Source organism: Clostridium hominis (assembly GCF_014287825.1).
Taxonomy (GTDB): Bacteria; Bacillota; Clostridia; order Clostridiales; family Clostridiaceae; genus Clostridium; species Clostridium hominis.
Window position 1 is genome coordinate 78,606 of the sequence record NZ_JACOOO010000047.1, and the last position, 18,001, is coordinate 96,606.

The 18,001-nt window shown below is 29.1% G+C and carries 22 protein-coding genes and 2 riboswitches; all 22 genes read left to right on the forward strand.

The annotated features are described in order from the left end of the window. The first annotated feature begins 47 nt into the window (after positions 1 to 47). Positions 48 to 902, forward strand: coding sequence for a diadenylate cyclase CdaA (cdaA, locus tag H8S20_RS19030; protein ID WP_186861072.1), 855 nt, complete (start codon positions 48 to 50; stop codon positions 900 to 902). Then, positions 872 to 2,116 (forward strand): CdaR family protein, encoded by a 1,245-nt coding sequence (locus H8S20_RS19035; RefSeq protein ID WP_186861073.1) that lies wholly within the window; start codon positions 872 to 874, stop codon positions 2,114 to 2,116. Before cdaA ends, H8S20_RS19035 begins: the two co-directional genes overlap by 31 nt. Before the next feature lie 237 nt (positions 2,117 to 2,353). Continuing rightward, positions 2,354 to 3,958 (forward strand): NAD(P)/FAD-dependent oxidoreductase, encoded by a 1,605-nt coding sequence (locus H8S20_RS19040; protein ID WP_186861074.1) that lies wholly within the window; start codon positions 2,354 to 2,356, stop codon positions 3,956 to 3,958. A gap of 282 nt (positions 3,959 to 4,240) precedes the next feature. Beyond that, on the forward strand, positions 4,241 to 5,149 hold the full coding sequence (gene ptb / locus H8S20_RS19045) for a phosphate butyryltransferase (RefSeq protein ID WP_186861075.1): 909 nt from the start codon (positions 4,241 to 4,243) through the stop codon (positions 5,147 to 5,149). A 23-nt stretch (positions 5,150 to 5,172) separates the two neighbouring features. Continuing rightward, positions 5,173 to 6,243: a butyrate kinase gene (gene buk / locus H8S20_RS19050; RefSeq protein WP_186861076.1), complete on the forward strand. Its 1,071-nt coding sequence runs from the start codon at positions 5,173 to 5,175 to the stop codon at positions 6,241 to 6,243. Positions 6,244 to 6,384: 141 nt separating this feature from the next. Continuing rightward, positions 6,385 to 7,014 (forward strand): lytic transglycosylase domain-containing protein, encoded by a 630-nt coding sequence (locus H8S20_RS19055; protein WP_186861077.1) that lies wholly within the window; start codon positions 6,385 to 6,387, stop codon positions 7,012 to 7,014. Further along, on the forward strand, positions 7,015 to 7,437 hold the full coding sequence (locus H8S20_RS19060) for a YaaR family protein (RefSeq protein ID WP_186861078.1): 423 nt from the start codon (positions 7,015 to 7,017) through the stop codon (positions 7,435 to 7,437). It begins immediately after the preceding gene. Between the two features lie 11 nt (positions 7,438 to 7,448). Further along, positions 7,449 to 7,751: a FliM/FliN family flagellar motor switch protein gene (locus tag H8S20_RS19065; RefSeq protein WP_186861079.1), complete on the forward strand. Its 303-nt coding sequence runs from the start codon at positions 7,449 to 7,451 to the stop codon at positions 7,749 to 7,751. Between the two features lie 149 nt (positions 7,752 to 7,900). Beyond that, a complete protein-coding gene (gene flgM / locus H8S20_RS19070; RefSeq protein WP_186861080.1) occupies positions 7,901 to 8,173 on the forward strand; it encodes a flagellar biosynthesis anti-sigma factor FlgM in 273 nt (90 codons plus the stop codon). Further along, positions 8,174 to 8,584, forward strand: a complete 411-nt coding sequence (locus H8S20_RS19075) for a flagellar protein FlgN (RefSeq protein ID WP_186861081.1) — start codon at positions 8,174 to 8,176, stop codon at positions 8,582 to 8,584. 13 nt (positions 8,585 to 8,597) lie between these two features. Further along, positions 8,598 to 9,884: a flagellar hook-associated protein FlgK gene (gene flgK / locus H8S20_RS19080; protein ID WP_032117074.1), complete on the forward strand. Its 1,287-nt coding sequence runs from the start codon at positions 8,598 to 8,600 to the stop codon at positions 9,882 to 9,884. Between the two features lie 15 nt (positions 9,885 to 9,899). After that, complete coding sequence (locus H8S20_RS19085; RefSeq protein WP_186861082.1) at positions 9,900 to 10,805, forward strand: flagellin N-terminal helical domain-containing protein; 906 nt, start codon at positions 9,900 to 9,902, stop codon at positions 10,803 to 10,805. A 10-nt stretch (positions 10,806 to 10,815) separates the two neighbouring features. After that, positions 10,816 to 11,211: a flagellar assembly protein FliW gene (gene fliW, locus H8S20_RS19090; protein ID WP_032117076.1), complete on the forward strand. Its 396-nt coding sequence runs from the start codon at positions 10,816 to 10,818 to the stop codon at positions 11,209 to 11,211. Further along, a complete protein-coding gene (gene csrA / locus H8S20_RS19095) occupies positions 11,195 to 11,407 on the forward strand; it encodes a carbon storage regulator CsrA (RefSeq protein ID WP_186861083.1) in 213 nt (70 codons plus the stop codon). Before fliW ends, csrA begins: the two co-directional genes overlap by 17 nt. Positions 11,408 to 11,432: 25 nt before the next feature. Next, the gene (gene fliS / locus H8S20_RS19100; protein ID WP_186861084.1) at positions 11,433 to 11,816 is read left to right on the forward strand and encodes a flagellar export chaperone FliS; all 384 of its coding nucleotides are present in this window, start codon (positions 11,433 to 11,435) and stop codon (positions 11,814 to 11,816) included. A gap of 10 nt (positions 11,817 to 11,826) precedes the next feature. Next, the gene (gene fliD / locus H8S20_RS19105) at positions 11,827 to 13,338 is read left to right on the forward strand and encodes a flagellar filament capping protein FliD (RefSeq protein ID WP_186861085.1); all 1,512 of its coding nucleotides are present in this window, start codon (positions 11,827 to 11,829) and stop codon (positions 13,336 to 13,338) included. A gap of 11 nt (positions 13,339 to 13,349) precedes the next feature. Continuing rightward, the gene (gene fliT / locus H8S20_RS19110; protein ID WP_032117080.1) at positions 13,350 to 13,679 is read left to right on the forward strand and encodes a flagellar protein FliT; all 330 of its coding nucleotides are present in this window, start codon (positions 13,350 to 13,352) and stop codon (positions 13,677 to 13,679) included. A gap of 111 nt (positions 13,680 to 13,790) precedes the next feature. Further along, entirely contained in the window at positions 13,791 to 14,645 is an 855-nt protein-coding gene (locus H8S20_RS19115) for a flagellin N-terminal helical domain-containing protein (RefSeq protein WP_186861086.1), read from the forward strand. Between the two features lie 190 nt (positions 14,646 to 14,835). Next, a riboswitch (cyclic di-GMP riboswitch) is annotated at positions 14,836 to 14,919 on the forward strand. 169 nt (positions 14,920 to 15,088) lie between these two features. Next, positions 15,089 to 15,172, forward strand: a riboswitch (cyclic di-GMP riboswitch). A 224-nt stretch (positions 15,173 to 15,396) separates the two neighbouring features. Further along, entirely contained in the window at positions 15,397 to 15,720 is a 324-nt protein-coding gene (locus H8S20_RS19120; RefSeq protein ID WP_032117082.1) for a flagellar basal body protein, read from the forward strand. Positions 15,721 to 15,725: 5 nt separating this feature from the next. Beyond that, a complete protein-coding gene (gene flgC, locus H8S20_RS19125; RefSeq protein WP_032117083.1) occupies positions 15,726 to 16,130 on the forward strand; it encodes a flagellar basal body rod protein FlgC in 405 nt (134 codons plus the stop codon). A gap of 10 nt (positions 16,131 to 16,140) precedes the next feature. Beyond that, positions 16,141 to 16,440, forward strand: a complete 300-nt coding sequence (gene fliE / locus H8S20_RS19130) for a flagellar hook-basal body complex protein FliE (RefSeq protein ID WP_032117084.1) — start codon at positions 16,141 to 16,143, stop codon at positions 16,438 to 16,440. 22 nt (positions 16,441 to 16,462) lie between these two features. Next, positions 16,463 to 17,986 carry a flagellar basal-body MS-ring/collar protein FliF gene (fliF, locus tag H8S20_RS19135; protein ID WP_032117085.1) on the forward strand — a complete coding sequence of 508 codons (1,524 nt, stop codon included), beginning with the start codon at positions 16,463 to 16,465 and terminating at the stop codon, positions 17,984 to 17,986. Positions 17,987 to 18,001 lie beyond the last annotated feature (15 nt).

The following is an 18,001-nucleotide window of genomic DNA, read 5'->3' on the forward strand; positions in this document are numbered from 1 at the left end:
AATAATGGTGTATAATTTTAATTAGAAAATTTATGGTGGTGGACTAAATGCAAGAGTTTTTTACAGTGATTACAAATTCACTAGCAAATATTTCAATAATGTCTATTGTAGATATTTTAGCAGTTGCATTTATTTTTTATAAAGGATATATGCTTATAAAAGAAACTAGAGCAGAACAATTATTGAAAGGTATAGTTTTTATAATTATATTAATTCCTATAAGTGGATTGCTAAATTTAACGATGTTGAATTTTATATTGAATAAAACATTAACTATAGGAGTATTATCAGTAGTAATTATTTTTCAACCAGAAATAAGAAGAGCGTTAGAGCATTTAGGAAGAAGTGCATTTGAAGATGTACATGGTTTCGAAGATAGTGAAAAAAGAAATATATATGTAAAAGAAATAGTTACAGCTGTATCTAACTTAGCTGAAACTAAGACTGGAGCATTAATAGTTATTGAACAAAGTACAGGGCTTGCTGAAATAACATCTACTGGAACTATATTAGATGCAAGAATTTCAGCAAATCTTTTAGAAAATATATTTGTAGTAAATACACCGTTACATGATGGTGCAACGATTATAGGGAAAAATAAAATATTAGCATCAGGTTGCGTGTTGCCTTTGACCGGTAATAAGGATATTAATAAAAAGCTTGGAACTAGGCATAGAGCAGCTATTGGATTATCTGAAATATCAGATTCAATAGTTATAATAGTTTCAGAAGAAACAGGAACTATTTCATTGGCTATAAATGGTAGATTAACAAGAAACTATGATAAAGAGAAATTAAGAGTAATTTTACTGAAGATAATGGAACATAGAGAAGAGAAGAAAGTTAAAACGGCAGGCAAGAAGGTGAAATTATGGATAACTGGAATAATAAACAAAAAGTAATAGTTCAAATAGTATGTCTTTTATTATCTGTAGCTTTATGGTTCTATGTAACGAATGTAGAGAACCCAATTAAGACACAAGATATAAATAAAGTACCTGTCAAACTTATGAATGAGGGAGTGCTTAGAGATTCTAATCTTATACTGGCTCCTAACCAGCAATTCTTTGTTAACTTAAAGGTTGAAGGAACGACTCAAGATTTACGTAAAATAAGTAAGGATGACTTTGAAATTACTATAGATTTAAGCGAATATGCTTATAAGGTTGGAGCTAATAAGATTCCAGTTCATATAGTTGATTCACCTGCTAGAGTGGCGATAAAGAATAATAGTTCATTGACCTTAACGATATATATAGATGAATATATTAAGAGAGATGTAGAGATAACTTCAGAGATAGATATAATAGCAAAACCGACTTATTATGTTGCGCCAATAGAATTTGCTAAAAGTAAAGTAACTATTAGTGGACCAAAATCAGCAGTAGATAAGGTTTATTCAGTAGTAGCTAGAGGTGAAGAATATAATGTAAATGAAACAATATCTAAGAGTTATCATTTATATCCTGTAGATGAGAATGGTAATAAAATTGAAAATGTAACATTATCTCAAGATACAGTTGATGCAACTATAAAAGTAAATGAAGGAAAAGTGGTTCCTATTAAAATAAATACAGTAGGTCAACTAACAAGTGGTTTAAGATTAAAAGATTTTACACCAAATTATAAAGAAGTTGAATTAAGTGGACCTAAGGAAATTTTAGATACTATTGATGTAATTGAAAGTGATGTAGTAAATCTATCAAATATTACAGGAAATACAAGTATAGATGTAGCATTAAAAATACCTGACAAAGTACAGGTTAATCTAGGAGAAGTTCAAAGTATATCTATAAATGTTGTTGTGGAAAGTGAAGTAAGTAAAGAGGTTACTGTAGAGGTTGCATTAAATGGATTAAGTGAAGGATTAACGCTTGATGCACCTAATAAAAGTATAAGGATAAAAGTTAGTGGTTATGAAGAGGATATAAAGAATATAACGTCAGAATCAATAACTGCTAGTTTAGATTTATCAAGCTATACTGAAGCAGGACAATTTACAGAAGATCCAACGATAGCATTAATTACACCTAATGATAAGGTGAGGATAGAAGCTTTGGATAAAGTATCTTTTAATATAGAAAAGATAGTTACGGAAACTCCACCAACAGAATAAATTTATAGATAATATTTGATTATTAAAGCCATCAATAAGATGGCTTTATTTTTTTATAAAAAACTGTATTAATAAATAAGATATGATAAAATATAGAACTATAAGTAATATCAAAGGTGAAATTTTTAATCAGCTATGTATTTAAAGAAATTATCGCAGATTGAATTACGACTTAATAAATGAAATTATCAACCATTGGGTTATAGTTTCTTAAAAAACAATTTGAAAGGTGATTATATGACTATAAGAATTAACAATATAGTACTAGGATTAGATGATGATATAGAAGTAGTAAAGAAAAGAGTAAGTAAAAAATTAAAAGTATCAATTGATGAAATAGAAAACTTTAAAATTATAAAAGAAAGTTTAGATGCAAGAAATAAGAATAACATTAAATTTACATATGCGGTTGAAGTTAATCATAAAAACGAAAAGAAAATAGTTGATAAACTTCATGATAATAATGTAAAGATAGATGATACAAAGTATGATCCTGATGTAGAGCCAGGAAATGAGAAACTTAACAGTAGACCTGTAGTAGTAGGATTAGGACCATCAGGATTATTTGCAGCTTTAATGTTAGCTGAAAAGGGATATAGACCTTTAGTTATAGAAAGAGGAGAAGATGTAGATAAAAGGACCGAAACTGTAAAAAGGTTTTGGGATAAGGGAGAACTAAATTTAGAATCTAATGTTCAGTTTGGAGAAGGAGGGGCAGGATCGTTTTCGGATGGTAAGCTAACTACAAGAATTAAAGATAAAAGATGTGATTATGTTTTAGAACAGTTAGTTGATGCAGGAGCTCCATCAGAAATTATATATGAAGCTAAGCCTCATGTTGGAACGGATATACTAAAGGATGTAGTTAAAAATATAAGAAAGAAAATAATAGCTTTAGGTGGAGAAGTTATGTTTTCATCAAAGCTTGAGTACATAAACGGAAAAGATGGTAAGATTAAGAGTATAGTAGTTAATGGAAATGAAATACCTTGTGAGGCTTTAGTTTTAGCATTAGGACATAGTTCAAGAGATACATATGAGATGTTAAAAGAAATAGGGATATTTATGGAACCAAAAGCTTTTGCAGTAGGGGTAAGAATAGAGCATCCTCAAGAGATGATTAATATTTCTCAATATGGTAAATATCATAACCACCCAAGATTAAAAGCTGCAGATTATAAGCTTACATACCAAAGTAAAGATTTAAATAGAGGAGTTTATTCGTTTTGTATGTGTCCAGGAGGAGTTGTTGTTGCAGCTTCTTCAGAAGAGAATAGATTAGTTTCAAATGGAATGAGTTATCATGCTAGAGACTTAGAAAATGCAAATTCTGCTTTAGTAGTTACAGTTAGCCCTGAAGATTTTGAAGGAAATGATGTTTTAAGAGGAATGGAGTTCCAAAGACATTATGAAAGTTTAGCATTTAAACTTGGAGGAAGTAATTATAATGCACCAGTTCAGTTATTAGGAGACTTTTTAAATGATAGAAAGTCTACTAAGTTAGGAGCTGTAAATCCAAGCTATAAGCCAGGGTTTGAATTAGTTGATATGAGAGGATGCTTACCAAATTATGTAGTAGAAGCTATAAAGGAAGGTATAGGTAACTTTGATAAGAAGATTCAAGGGTATGGAAGAGCAGATGCAGTTCTTACAGGTATAGAAACTAGAACTTCTGCCCCAGTAAGAATAACTAGAAATGAAAACTTAGAAAGTATATCTATGCATGGCTTATATCCAGCTGGTGAAGGAGCTGGATTTGCTGGAGGAATAATATCAGCAGCAGTTGATGGAATAAAAGTGGCAGAAAGAATTATAGGAAAGTATAAATTAATTAATAGTTAAGAATTAAAAATTAAGAGTTATAGAAGGAATTGCTTATGCAATTCCTTTTTTTATTCTTTAGGAAATTATATTTTTAAATATCTGTGCATAATTTTATCAAAAGTTAATTAATAAATATCGTCAATATGGAGAGTAAATAAGGATTTTAAGCTAAATATGTAGAAAATTATTTTGGAAAAATATTGAATATAATTTCAAAATAGTAAAATAGTGGTATAATAGTAATAATGATACAAATTTAACAAAAAAATAAAGAAAATATGGAATAGTATGAGGTGTTATATGGGAAAGAATTTTGAAGAATTATTTTCACAATTAAAAGCTGTAAGTACTAAGAAGTTAGCCGTAGCAGTAGCTCAAGATGAGCCTGTCTTAGAAGCTGTAAGCTTAGCAAAGGACAGAGGCATTGTAGATGCAATCCTAGTAGGAGATAAAGAAAAAATTGAAGAAATAGCTAAGAATATTGATATGGATTTAAGTAAGTTTGAAATAGTAAACGAAAAGAATCCTCAAAAAGCTACGTTGAAGGCTATGGAGTTAGTATCTAGTGGACAAGCTGATATGGTAATGAAGGGGCTTATAGATACAGCTACATTTTTAAGAGGAGTATTAAATAAGGAAGTGGGATTAAGGACAGGAAAACTTATGTCTCATGTTGCAGTATTTGAGATTGAAGGGATAGACAGACTGATTTTACTTACAGATGCTGCATTTAATACTTATCCCGATATTAAAGCAAAGACTCAGATTATTAATAATTCAGTAATGGTAGCTAAATCTTGTGGAATAGGGTATCCAAAGGTAGCTCCAATTTGTGCTGTAGAAGTTGTAAATCCAGACATGCCAGCCACAATAGATGCATCACTTTTATCTAAAATGAATGATAGGGGTCAAATCAAAGGATGTATAGTAGATGGTCCATTGGCATTAGATAATGCATTATCAGAGGACGCTGCTCACCATAAGGGTATAAAAGGTGAAGTTGCTGGAAAAGCAGATATATTAGTATTTCCAAATATAGAATCAGCAAATGTAATGTATAAAGCATTAACATATACAGCTAAAACTAGAAATGGAGGAATTTTAGTAGGAACATCAGCACCAGTAATTCTAACATCTAGAGCAGATAGTTGCGAAACTAAAGTTAACTCTATAGCTTTAGCAGCATTAGTTGCAGAATCAAATAAATAAGGGGATAAAGGGGAGATTGAGAAATGTCATACAGGTTATTAATAATTAATCCAGGATCAACATCAACTAAGATTGGAGTTTATGATGGAGAACATGAAGTTTTAGTTGAAACTTTAAGGCACTCATCAGAGGAAATTCTTTCATATGAAACTATATATGATCAAAAGGGGTTTAGGAAAGGTGTTATTTTAGATGTATTAAAAAATAAAAATTTTGATATAAAAACCTTAGATGCTGTAGTTGGTAGAGGTGGAATGCTTAAACCTATGCCAGGAGGAACTTATGAAGTTGATGATTTGATGATAGAAGATTTGAAAATAGGAGTACAAGGACAGCATGCATCTAACTTAGGTGGAATATTATCAAAAGAAATAGCAGATGAATTGGGAATAAAAGCTTTTATAGTTGATCCAGTTGTGGTAGATGAACTTCAGGAGGTTTCAAGAATTTCAGGCCTACCAGAACTACCAAGGAAGAGTAAATTCCATGCTTTAAATCAAAAGGCTGTAGCTAAGAGATATGGAAAAGAAAGTGGAAAAGGATATGAGAACCTTAATTTAATAGTTGTTCACATGGGTGGAGGAGTTTCTGTTGGAGCTCACAAAAACGGAAGGGTTATAGATGTTAATAATGCATTAGATGGTGATGGACCATTTTCTCCAGAGCGTGCAGGTTCAGTTCCTGTAGGCGATTTAATAACAATGTGTTATAGTGGAAAATATACTGAAAGTGAAATGCATAATAGATTAGTAGGTAAAGGTGGTTACGTAGCATATTTAAATACAAATGATGCTAGAGACGTATTAAAGCTGAAGGATGATGGAGATGAGTATGGGGGCTTAATATATGATGCATTTATATATCAAGTTTCTAAAGAGGTTGGTAGCATAGCAACTGTATTAAAAGGAAATGTTGATGCTATTATTTTAACTGGTGGAATAGCATATGGTAAAAAAGTATGTGATGATATAAACTCATACGTAGGATGGATTGCGCCGATGGTAGTATATCCAGGAGAAGATGAATTGCTAGCATTAGCACAAGGTGCAATTAGAGTTCTTAGTGGAGAAGAAAAGCCTGAAAAATATGTTTAAAACAATGTAGAAATAATAAATTAAAGTGCAGAATAATAGTCTGCACTTTTTTATTATTAGGGTATAAAGTTTTTACTATAGTGTCCGTATATCTAAAATAATTAGATTAGTTTTGCTAATAGGAATGATTGAGGTGAGCAAATGTTAAATATGATACAGGCTTTAGGAAATAAAAGTACATATGGGTTAAATAGTTTTAATAATTGTAGTTGTAGTTCTGATTCAGGAGCTTTTAATATGATAATGGAAAGTTTGTTAAAAGCTATGAAAGAAAGTAATAAAGATTTAAATATCAATGAAATAGAAACATCACTAGAAAGTATATTTAATAATACTAATAGATTAGATATTACAACAGATTCTTTAAATATCGATGAGAAAATAGATTATGCAATAGAAAAGTATTCTAATAAGTATGGGATAGATTCTAAATTAATAAAATCAATAATAAAGGTTGAATCAAATTTTGATCCTAATGTTGTATCTGAAGCAGGAGCACAAGGGCTTATGCAACTTATGCCAGAAACATCCCAATCATTAGGAGTTACAAATCCTTTAGATATAGAGCAAAATATTGAAGGTGGAGTAATACATATAAAAAGTTATATAGATAGATATAATGGAGATATTGAAATGGCTCTTATGGCTTATAATGGAGGACCAACTAGAATGATGAACAGAGGGGTAACTTCTATAAATGATATATATAAGATGCCGAAGGAAACACAGAATTATGTTCCAAAAGTAATGAGCTATTACAGGAGTTTATAGATGAAAATTGAAGGTGTAAATATCAATAGAAATATAGAGTTGAAAGATAAAGTGATAGGCAACAAACAACAATTTTCTGATAGCTTCATGAAGTCATATAAATCAGCAACAAAAGAGGAACTAGAGAATTATATAAAGGATATTAAGAAAAAAGGAAATAGGTTGATAGTAACTAAAAGCTATAATGATGTTAAAAATTATAAAGAAACGATAAAAAAATACTTAAAAACAGTAGTGGATTATACATATACATTAAATAAAAACATAAGCTTTTGGGAAAATCAGTATTACTCTACAGTAGAAACTATAAATGAAAGGTTAGAAAGTTTAACACAGGAATTATTAAAAGAGGAAAAAGAAAACTTGGATATATCATCTACTATAGATAGCATTCAAGGATTATTATTAGATATATACAAGTAGGGGGAATAAGAATGGAAACAATGCTTAAAGAAAGATTATATGAGATAGAGTTCGAAACTTTAGAAAAAAAACCAATTGAAGCATTTGAAAATAAATCTGCTATATTAAATGCGAAATTAGATATGAGTGTAGTTATAGGAAAGTGTGAAAAGAGTATAAAGGATATAATAGATTTAAAAGTTGGAGATATTATATATTTAGATAAGACTGTAGATGAAGATTTAGATATAGAGATAAATAATAAAAATGTAGCAAAAGGTGAGACTATAAAATTGGATGAAAAAATATCAGTAAGAATATCGGAATTTAAATGAGATTCAAATAAAAATAAATAAGGAAATCTTATAGGTGTAGTGGTAAAAGCGCTATACCTATTTCTTTTTTATAAAAAGCTAAATAAATATTGCAATATGCCGATAATATAAATATAGATTAATGAATAGGAAATTAAGAGGAGGTAAATATGAAGATTGATTCAATACAAAGAAATAATATGATAAATGCCTATACTAAGCAAAGACAAAATTATAAAGCAGAAGTAGTTAATAAATTACCTAAAGATAAAGTTACTATTTCAGAAGATGCTAAATATTTAAATAAAATAACTACTGAAAATGAGAATATAGATTTAGATAAGATAAGTGAGATCAAAAATAGAATAAAGCAAGGCACATATACTGTTGATTCTAGAAAGGTAGCTGAGAAAATTATTAAGTCTATAAAGGAGAGTAAATAGATGAATGCAGAATTAAAATTAATAGTTTTTGAAGAGAAAAATATTCTGCAAGAGTTGTTAGAACTATTAGATAATCAGTACAAAGCGATAATAGATAAAGAAATAATGTTGCTAGAAAACATAACAACAAAAATTGAATCTATCGGAAAAAAGCTTGCGACTGTAGAGATAAAAAGAAGAAATTTTATTAAAGATGAAGACTTCAAATCTATTATAGAAAATAGCGAAGATGACCATATAAAAAGTGTATATGGAGAGATAAAGGTATTATTAAATAATTTAGAATTACAAAAAGATACTAACAATACTTTAATAAAGCAACAATTGTTTTTTACAAATAAAATGATAAAAGTTATAAAACCATCTAAGTCAGTTGGTACATACAATTCATACGGAAAGATTAGTAGATAGAGGAGAGAATATTATGCCTAGTTTAATGGGAACGCTTCATTCGGCAGCATCAGGAATGACTGCAAATCAAACAGCAATTCAGACTACTTCACATAATATAACAAATTTAAATACACCAGGATATACAAGGCAAAGGGTAGAACAAAAAGCTAGTAGGCCATATAGTCAGATTGGTTATAACAGTAGTATGGGACCTGGCCAGCTTGGAACAGGAGTACAAGTAACCGATATTACAAGAATAAGAAATACATTTTATGATTTTCAATTTAGAAGTGAAAGTCATTCATATGGAGAAATAAGTGTAAGATATGATTACTATAAAAACATAGAAAATATATTTAATGAGCCATCAGATAATGCTATATCTTCATCATTAAATAAGTTTTTTAATGGATGGCATGAGTTATCTAAAGATCCAAATAATATAGGAGCTAAAAATATAGTAATTGAGAATGGAAAGTTTTTGGCTAACAATATAAGTCAGTCATATAGTAAGCTTGAAAAACTTAAGGAGAATATAGATAAGCAAACATCAGATATGTTAAATGATGTAAATTCTATGTTAGGGTCATTAAAAGAGTTAGAAGAAAATATTAAGATTGTTCAAGCAACTGGAAAGTCTCCTAATGATTTAATGGATGAAAGAGATAGGATATTAGATGATCTGAGCTTTAAGCTAAATATACAAAATGATGATGTAAAAGCAGCTATGTCAGATGGAAAAGTTACTTTAGATGAATTAGAAAAAATAGATGCTTCAGGAGAAATAAGTGGAGCATTAAAAATGGCTAAGGAACTAGATTCATATATGAATGATTTGAAAACATTAGCTAAAGGAATAGCTGATAGTGTAAATAATATTTATAATGATGGTCTTGGAGCAGATGATGTAAAAGATTTATTTGTATTTGATGAAGATAAAAATCCAATGCTTGGTATAAATGAAGAACTTTTAAATGATAGTAGCAAGTTACAAATGACTACAGATAAAGCATTAAAGTTATTTAATTTAAAAGATGAAAAAGTAAATATAAATGGGAAAGATATAACTATTAATAATTACTATAATTCGATAATTGAAAAATTAGGACATGCTACTCAAAACGTAGTTAGAGAAGAAAAAAACCAAAGTCAGTTAATGCTTAGTATAGATAATTCAAGATTAAGTGTATCTGGAGTTTCTATGGATGAAGAGATGATAAATTTAATACAATTTCAACATGCGTATAACGCAAGTGCAAAAGTAATATCTACTATAGATTCTCTTTTAGATGTAGTTGTAAATGGATTAGTGAGGTAGAAAGGAAAAGCTATTATGAGAGTAACAAATAGAGCTATGACTAACACTTATTTAAGTGATGTTCAAAAGAGTTTACAGTCAATAAATAAGTTAAATACGCAATTAAATACTGGAAAGCAAATAAATAAGGTATCAGATAATCCTTATGAAGCTATAAAAATACTTAATATGCAGAATGAGATAAATGATGTAGAAAGATATAATTATAATTGTGATGAAATAACAGGATGGCTTGATTCTACAGATGATGCCTTAGATAAAATAGGAAATATAAGTAGTGAGATAAAAGTTTTGCTTACATCTATAAGTGGTTCTTATGGAGAAGATGAAATAAAAGCTATAAAAAGTGAGATAAATGAAAAGGTGAAGCAAATCGGAGAGGCATTAAATACAACTTATGCTGGTAGATTTATATTTGGTGGAAGTAATACCGATGAAGCACCAGTTGAAATATTTGAGAATGCTGATGGAATTGTAGAGTTAAGGTTAAAGGCAGGAGCTAATGAAGATAAGCTAAAAGCAGAAATATCTGATGGAATAGGAATAGATTATAACTTAACAGCCTCACAAGTTACAGATAATTTAAAGGGGTTAAATACAATAAATAATATTTTGGTTGAGCTTGGAAATAATCCAGTAGATAAAGATAGAGTTCAAGAGTTAAATTCAGAATTAGGTGATTATATGAATCATGTATTAAATAATAGATCAGCTATTGGAGCTAGAAGTAATACTGTATCAAATGTTAAATCAAGTAATGATGAAAATATACTCAGACTTAAAGGTGTATATTCTGATATGCAAGATGTTGACTGGGCTGAGAAATATATAGAATTAACATCTGCTCAAATGGTATATAACTCAAGTATGCAAGTTGGAGCTAAGATGATTCAACCAACTTTATTGGATTATTTAGGATAGGAGTAGTTTTATGCAAATAATATTTAAAAGAGGAATACCAGGATTTGAAAGCCTTAAGAACTTTAAAATAGATGAGATTAAAGATAATGAAAAGTTTAAAGTAATGTCTTCTTTAGATGAGGAAGTAAGTTTTGTTGTAGTATCTCCTTTTGACTTTTATAGTGAATATGAATTAAATTTAGATAATGAAACTATGAAAGATTTAGAAGTAAAAGATTCAAAGGATGTTTTAATATTAAATATTATAACTTTAGGAGAAACATTAGAAAAATCAACCATAAATTTAAAAGCTCCTATAGTCATAAATATAAATAATAATTTAGCAAAACAATATATTATTCAATATGATACATATGATACAAAACATCCTTTAATAAGGAGAGAGAAAAATGTTAGTAATTACTAGGAAGAAAGATGAGTCAGTATTAATTGGAGATGATATAGAAATAACTGTTGTAAAGTTGGAAGATGGAAGTGTTAAGTTAGGTATATCAGCACCTAAGGATAAAACTATACTAAGAAAAGAAGTGTATGAAAAAGTTAAAGAAGAAAATATTAAGGCTATAAGCAAGGAGATAGATTTAAGCAAACTATTAAAATAAAGAAACAATTAGGGGGAAGTAGTGGATGTATGCTGCAAATCCATACAATGTATATAAGCAAAATTCAATAAATATGTCATCAAAGGAAAACCTATTACTTATGTTAGTAGACGCAACAGTTAGATGTACAAAGCTTGCAAGAAAGGCTATAGAAGAAAAAAATATTCAATTGGCACATAAAGAATTAACAAGAGTTCAAGATATATATACTGAACTAATTTCAACATTAAATATGAATGCCGGAGATTTTACTAGAGATTTACATAATTTATATTCTTTTATTAAAGAAAGGTTAGCAATAGCAAATATAAAAAAAGATGTGACTATAATAGATGAGATATTGCCATTAATAGAAGAAATCAGAGATATGTGGCATGAAGCAAATAAAATAGCAAAATCAGTAAAATAGGAGGGATAGTATGTCTTCAGTAAATTCAGTTAGAATACCAGGATTAGCAACAGGAATGGATACAGACCAGATGATAAAGGATATGCTTACTGGTGAACAAAGTAAAATTGATAAAGTATTTCAAAATCAACAGATGGTAAAATGGCAGCAGGAAACATATAGAGATATAACTAAAAATGTAAAGGGTTTTTATGATAAATACTTTAGTGTAACTTCTAAGGATTACATATTAGGAAGCAAAAGCTTTAACACTATCACTGTTAATAGCTCTAATAATAGTGTTATAACAGCCACTGGTAGTTCAAGCGCAAGTAATATTAATTATAACTTTGATGTTAAGAGATTAGCTACATCTAAAACTATGAGCGCATCAAGTGCAAGTAATGGAGTAACTATAAAGAAAGATAGTACTCTAGAAGAATTAGGATTATTAGTTGATGGAGCTACTTTCAAAATAAGTACTGGTGAAGGTAAAGAATCAAAGGTTATTACAATAAATAAAGATGATAAAGTAAGTGATTTGATAAATAAAATAAATGAAAGTTTTCCAGGAGAAGTTAAGGCTTCCTTTAGTGATATGACTGGAAAATTAACTATTTCATCTAATACTACTGGTGATAGTTCAACTTTGAAAATTATAGATGTTGAAAAAGATGCAGATGGTAACTATGTTAATAAAGATACTTCAGATTCGCTATCCTTTTTGAAGATGAGTGAAACTGAAGGAAAAAATGCAGAAGTTATTGTAATGGATAGTGCAGGTAAGGTGATTAAAGAATTAAATGAAAGTAAAAATACATTTAATATAGATGGAATAACATATAACTTAAATGGTGTTGGACAAGCATCTTTAACTTCAACTCAAGATGTAACTCCTGTAGTTGAAAAATTAGAAAGTTTTATAAATGATTATAACAAGATAATGGATGATATTTACGATTTAGTAACTCAGAAAAAATCAAATGGTTATCCACCTCTTACAGAAGCTCAGAAAAAGGAAATGACAGAAGAGGAAATAAAAAATTGGGATAAAAAATCTAAAGAAGGTATGCTTAGAAATGATAGTGAGCTAAGAGCCTTTATGGATGATATGAAAAGTGCAATGCTAGGACCTTTTGAGAGCTTAGGTAAGAGTTTATCAGACATAGGTATTACAAGTGTTGATAATTACAATAAACCAGGTCAAATAAAACTTGATGTAGATAAATTTACAAAAGTTCTTCAAGAAAATGGAGATTTAGCAGAAAAGATTACTACTGGTGTATTTGATAAAGTAAAAACTAATATGTATAAATATGTAGGAAGTTCTACTAGTATATTCGCTAAAAAAGCAGGTATTGAAAAGACATCAACTGATCTTAATAACTTATATTCTGAACAAATTAGAAAACAAGAAGAGCAAATTAAAAAGTTAACGAGTAAGATGAAGACAAAAGAACAACAGTTATATTCTAAATTTGCAAGATTAGAAGCAACTATGAGTAAGCTTAACTCACAAATGAATTATTTCGTTAATCAGTAGGTGAGTATAGCATGGAAAGTAAAATAAAATTGTATAAAGAGTTAACTATAGCTATGTTAGAATCTCTACAAGATGAAGATTATGAAGGATTTGATTTGTTAATAGAAGAACGGGAAGGATTTATAAAAGTATTAATAGCTAATGATGAAATAGAAAGTTTTAAGCTGTTGTATGATAGAGAAAAATTAAGAGGTTTAGAGCTTGAGATTAAATCATTATTAGATAGAAAAATTCAAGATACTAAAAAAGAAATAAAGGAATATAAAGTTAGTATCCAAGGAAATAAATTATACAATAATATAAAAAAAGAAAATTTAAATATTTTTTCAAAAAAAGTATAAAGTATTTTAAGTATACACCGATATATATAACATAAGGTTCTTCAAGAGGAAGTTAAGCCTTATAGAATATAAAAGACAAGGATGTCGTCAAAAATCAAGGAGGGTTTTACAATGATCGTAAACACAAATATGAATGCTTTAACAGCACACAATGCAATGACAAAGAATACTGCTTTATCAGGAAACTCAATGGAGAAAATTTCTTCAGGATTAAGAATTACTAAGGCTGGAGATGATGCTGCAGGATTAGCAATCTCTGAAAAAATGAGATCTCAAATTAGAGGATTAGACCAAGCTAGTAGAAATGTTCAAGATGGTATCTCTATGGTTCAAACTCAAGAAGGGGCTCTAGAAGAGGCTGGGAACATAGCTCACAGAATGAGAGAACTTGCGGTTCAAGCTGGCAATGATACATTATCAGCAGAAGATAGAGTAAAGATAAGTACTGAAATTAATCACTTAGGTGAAGAAATGTTAAAAATTGCTCAAGAAACAAAATTTAATGATATCAATGTTTTAAATGGAACAACAGCAACAACAACTATTCAAGCTGGAGCTACTGATGAAACTAGAACTATAAATAATGTAGACTTAAAGGATATAGCTGAAACGCTGACAGGTCTAGTTATAGCAACTGATACAGGTGCCATAACTGGTACTTCAACTATGGCTGTGGATACTAATGCAAATGCTCAAACTTTAATAGAAAATATAGATACGGCACTTGAAGATATTAATACTGGTAGAGCTAATATGGGAGCTATTCAAAATAGATTAGAATATACTCAAAGTAACTTAACTACTTCAAGTGAAAATTTAACAGCTGCTGAATCAAGAATTAGAGATGTAGATGTTGCTAAAGAAATGGTTAACTTATCTAAGTTAAATATTTTATCTCAAGCTTCTCAATCAATGATTTCTCAAGCAAATCAACAACCACAAAATGTATTACAATTATTAAGATAATTAGTTTTATAAGGGTAAAGCAATTGCTTTATCCTTTGTTTAATATAATTACAATATAAGTTTAAAAAGTAAAGTTTAATAACAAAAAAAGTGTAATTATAAAAATAATTCTAAATATAGGTAAAATTATGTAAAAAAATTGTGAAAAGTATAGAAATAAATAGAAAAAGGGTATATAATGATACTTGTAAATTAAATATGGCAAACTTAGGGAAATCTAAGGACGCAAAGCTATAGGGGCTAAAATTAGAAATCATGCCAGCCAGTTGCCGAAGAGTCAGTGAACTTTTTGTTTTGAGATTCATGTTAAAATATACAAGTATTATTATAATATTTAAGTATAAAGGGTAATTATATCCTACACTTAATATAGATACTTGTCTTTTAAATAGAATTTTATTAACTACTGTCTTCGGACAGTAGTATTTTTTTGCAGAATTTTAAAATTGAATAGGCAAAACTAGGGAAACCTAGTGACGCAAAGCTATAGGGGCTAAAATTAAAAATCATGCCAGCCAGTTGCCAAGGAGTCAGTGAACTTTTTGTTTTAAGACTTTGTTTATGTAATATTAGACGATAGTTATAATAATTATTATTATATTTAAGTTAATAATAATTGTTATTAAAGTATGTGTTTTAATAGTAGATACTTATACAATGTTTTTTAGAATACTACTCTCTTTGGAGTAGTATTTTTTTTGTTAAAAAATTCAGAGAATTAAAAAAATTGAAAATAAGAAGGGGAGTAAATATGGAAATATATAGACTTTTAAAGACAAGCCTAGATGCTACTGAGATTAGGGGGAAGACTATAGCAAATAATATAGCAAATATAAATACACCTGGATACAAGAGAAAATATGTAACTTTCGAAGAAACTCTAAACAATATAAATAAAAGTCCAAAGATAGAAGTTAAAGAGGATAAGTCAACATCAATAAGAACAGATGGAAATAATATTGATTTAGAAAATGAAAAAGTAAATCAAGCCGCAAATACACTTATGTATAACGGATTGGTTAGTGTAACAAATACAAAATTAGCAATAGCTAAAAGTGTGATAACAGGAAGGTAATTAATATGAGTATATTTAATGGTATGAGAATAAGTGCAAGCGGTTTATCGGCAGAGAGACTAAGATTAGATGTAATTTCATCCAATATTGCAAATTCAAGAACTACTAGAACAGAAGATGGAGGGGCTTATATAAGAAAAACAGCTATATTCTCTGAAAATTATGATAAAAAGTTAGGGTTATTAGGTGTAAAGACAACAAAGGTAGAAGAAGATAAATCTCCTTTAAAAAGAGAGTATGATCCTAGTCATCCAGATGCAGATGATGAAGGATATGTAGAATATCCTAATGTTGACTTACTAGTTGAAATGTCAGATTTAATATCGGCATCAAGAGCATATGAATCGAATGTTGATACATTAAATGCTCAAAAGAATATGATATCTAAAGCTTTAGAAATAGGAAGGTAGTGGGTAGGTTATGAATATACAATCAATAGGGTCAAGTTCATTATTAAATAATATAGGAATGCAAAGCTTAGAAAAGAACATAGATGAGAAAAAGAGTTTTTCAGATGTCATAAGTAATGCGATTAATAATGTAAATGAAAAGCAGATAAATGCAGATAACAGCATAGAAAGCCTTATAAAAGGTGATGATATTACAATGCATGAAGTAATGCTTTCAATGCAAGAGTCACAGCTTTCAATGCAATTACTTATAGAAGTAAGAAATAAAATGGTTGAAGCATATCAAGAAATAAATAAAATCCAACTTTAAAATCCATTAAGAGGTAAATAATATGCAGAAGAATTTTATAGAAAGTATAAAAGAATTCATAAATAAGTCAGTAGATGGATTCAAAAAGTTAGATAAGAATAAGAAATATGCTATAGGAATTGGTGTAGTAGCTATAGTGTTAGCTATCATATTTAGTTTCAATTATAGTGTTAAGAATAAATATGGAATTCTATTTTCAGGCTTAGATACATATGATGCAGCCAACATAAGCAAGGCTTTAGAAGACAAAGGTGTTGAGACTAAAATAGAAGGAAATACTATATATGTTCCAAAGGAGCAAGTGGACAGATTAAGATTAGAACTATCTTCTACCATTACTAATGGTTCAAAAGGGTTTGAGTTAATGGATGAGGGGTCAAGCCTTTCTATGACTGATGAAGAGTTTCAAATAAAGAAATTAAGAATGTTGCAAGGGGAGCTTGAAAAAACTATAAAGACATTTCCACAAGTAGAAGATGCTAGAGTACATATTACACAAGGAAAAGAGTCTGTGTTTACCAATGAAAATAAAGAAGGTAAAGCCGCTGTTTATATAGCTTTGAAAGCAGGAGGAGAGTTAGATGAATCGCAAATAAAGTCGATAATGTCTTTAGTTTCTGCTAGTAGCACAAATGTACCAAAGCAAAATATAGAAGTTATAGATCAAAATATGAATTTGCTATCTGAAGATATATATGATGAAAATGGAAATCCAATTAAAAATGTTGGATTAGCATCTTCTAGATCGGCAGAAAGAGAGCTAAGCGAAGAGTTACAAAAATCAGTAGTTTCAATGCTTGAACCTATTTTTGGTAAAGATAAAGTTAAGGCTACTGTAAATGCTAATTTGAATTTTGATACAGTAGAAAAAAGTGAAATCAAAATAGATCCAGATAAGGTAATTAAATCAGAACTAAGAACTGAAAATTCAATTCTAGATAGTAGTGCGACAGGATCGCCAGTAGATAATAATATGACTAATACAGGAGAAGGAGAGAATAGCAATAGTACATCTAAAGAAGAGCAAATAGAGTACGAAGTAGGCAGAACAGAAACAAAAACTATTACTACCACTGGAGAGGTAAAACGTATAACAGCTTCTGTAGCAATAGATGGGGATATTACAGAAGAGACTTTAGCTAATGTTGAGAAGATGGTTTCATCAGCTATAGGAATGGACACAAATAGAGGAGACCAACTATCGGTAGTAGCTATGAAATTTAATGGACAAGTAACGGATGTATTTGCTGATGATGAAGCTATGATGCCAGATATAACTAATATTGCATATATTGCAGGTGGATTAGCACTTTTAATATTAATAATTATTATAAGTGTACTAATTTATAGAGGTAGAAAAGGAAAAGAGGAAGATGAAATAGATGAAGTTTTTGAGTCTATAAATAATAAGGATATCATAAATGAAATATCACAATTAAGAGAACAACCTAAGAAAGAGATAACTCTAGAAGATGAAATTAAATTAATAGTTTCGAAAGATCCTGAAGAAGTAACTAAGTTAATTAAGACTTGGATAAATGATTAAAGGTAGGTGATAAAA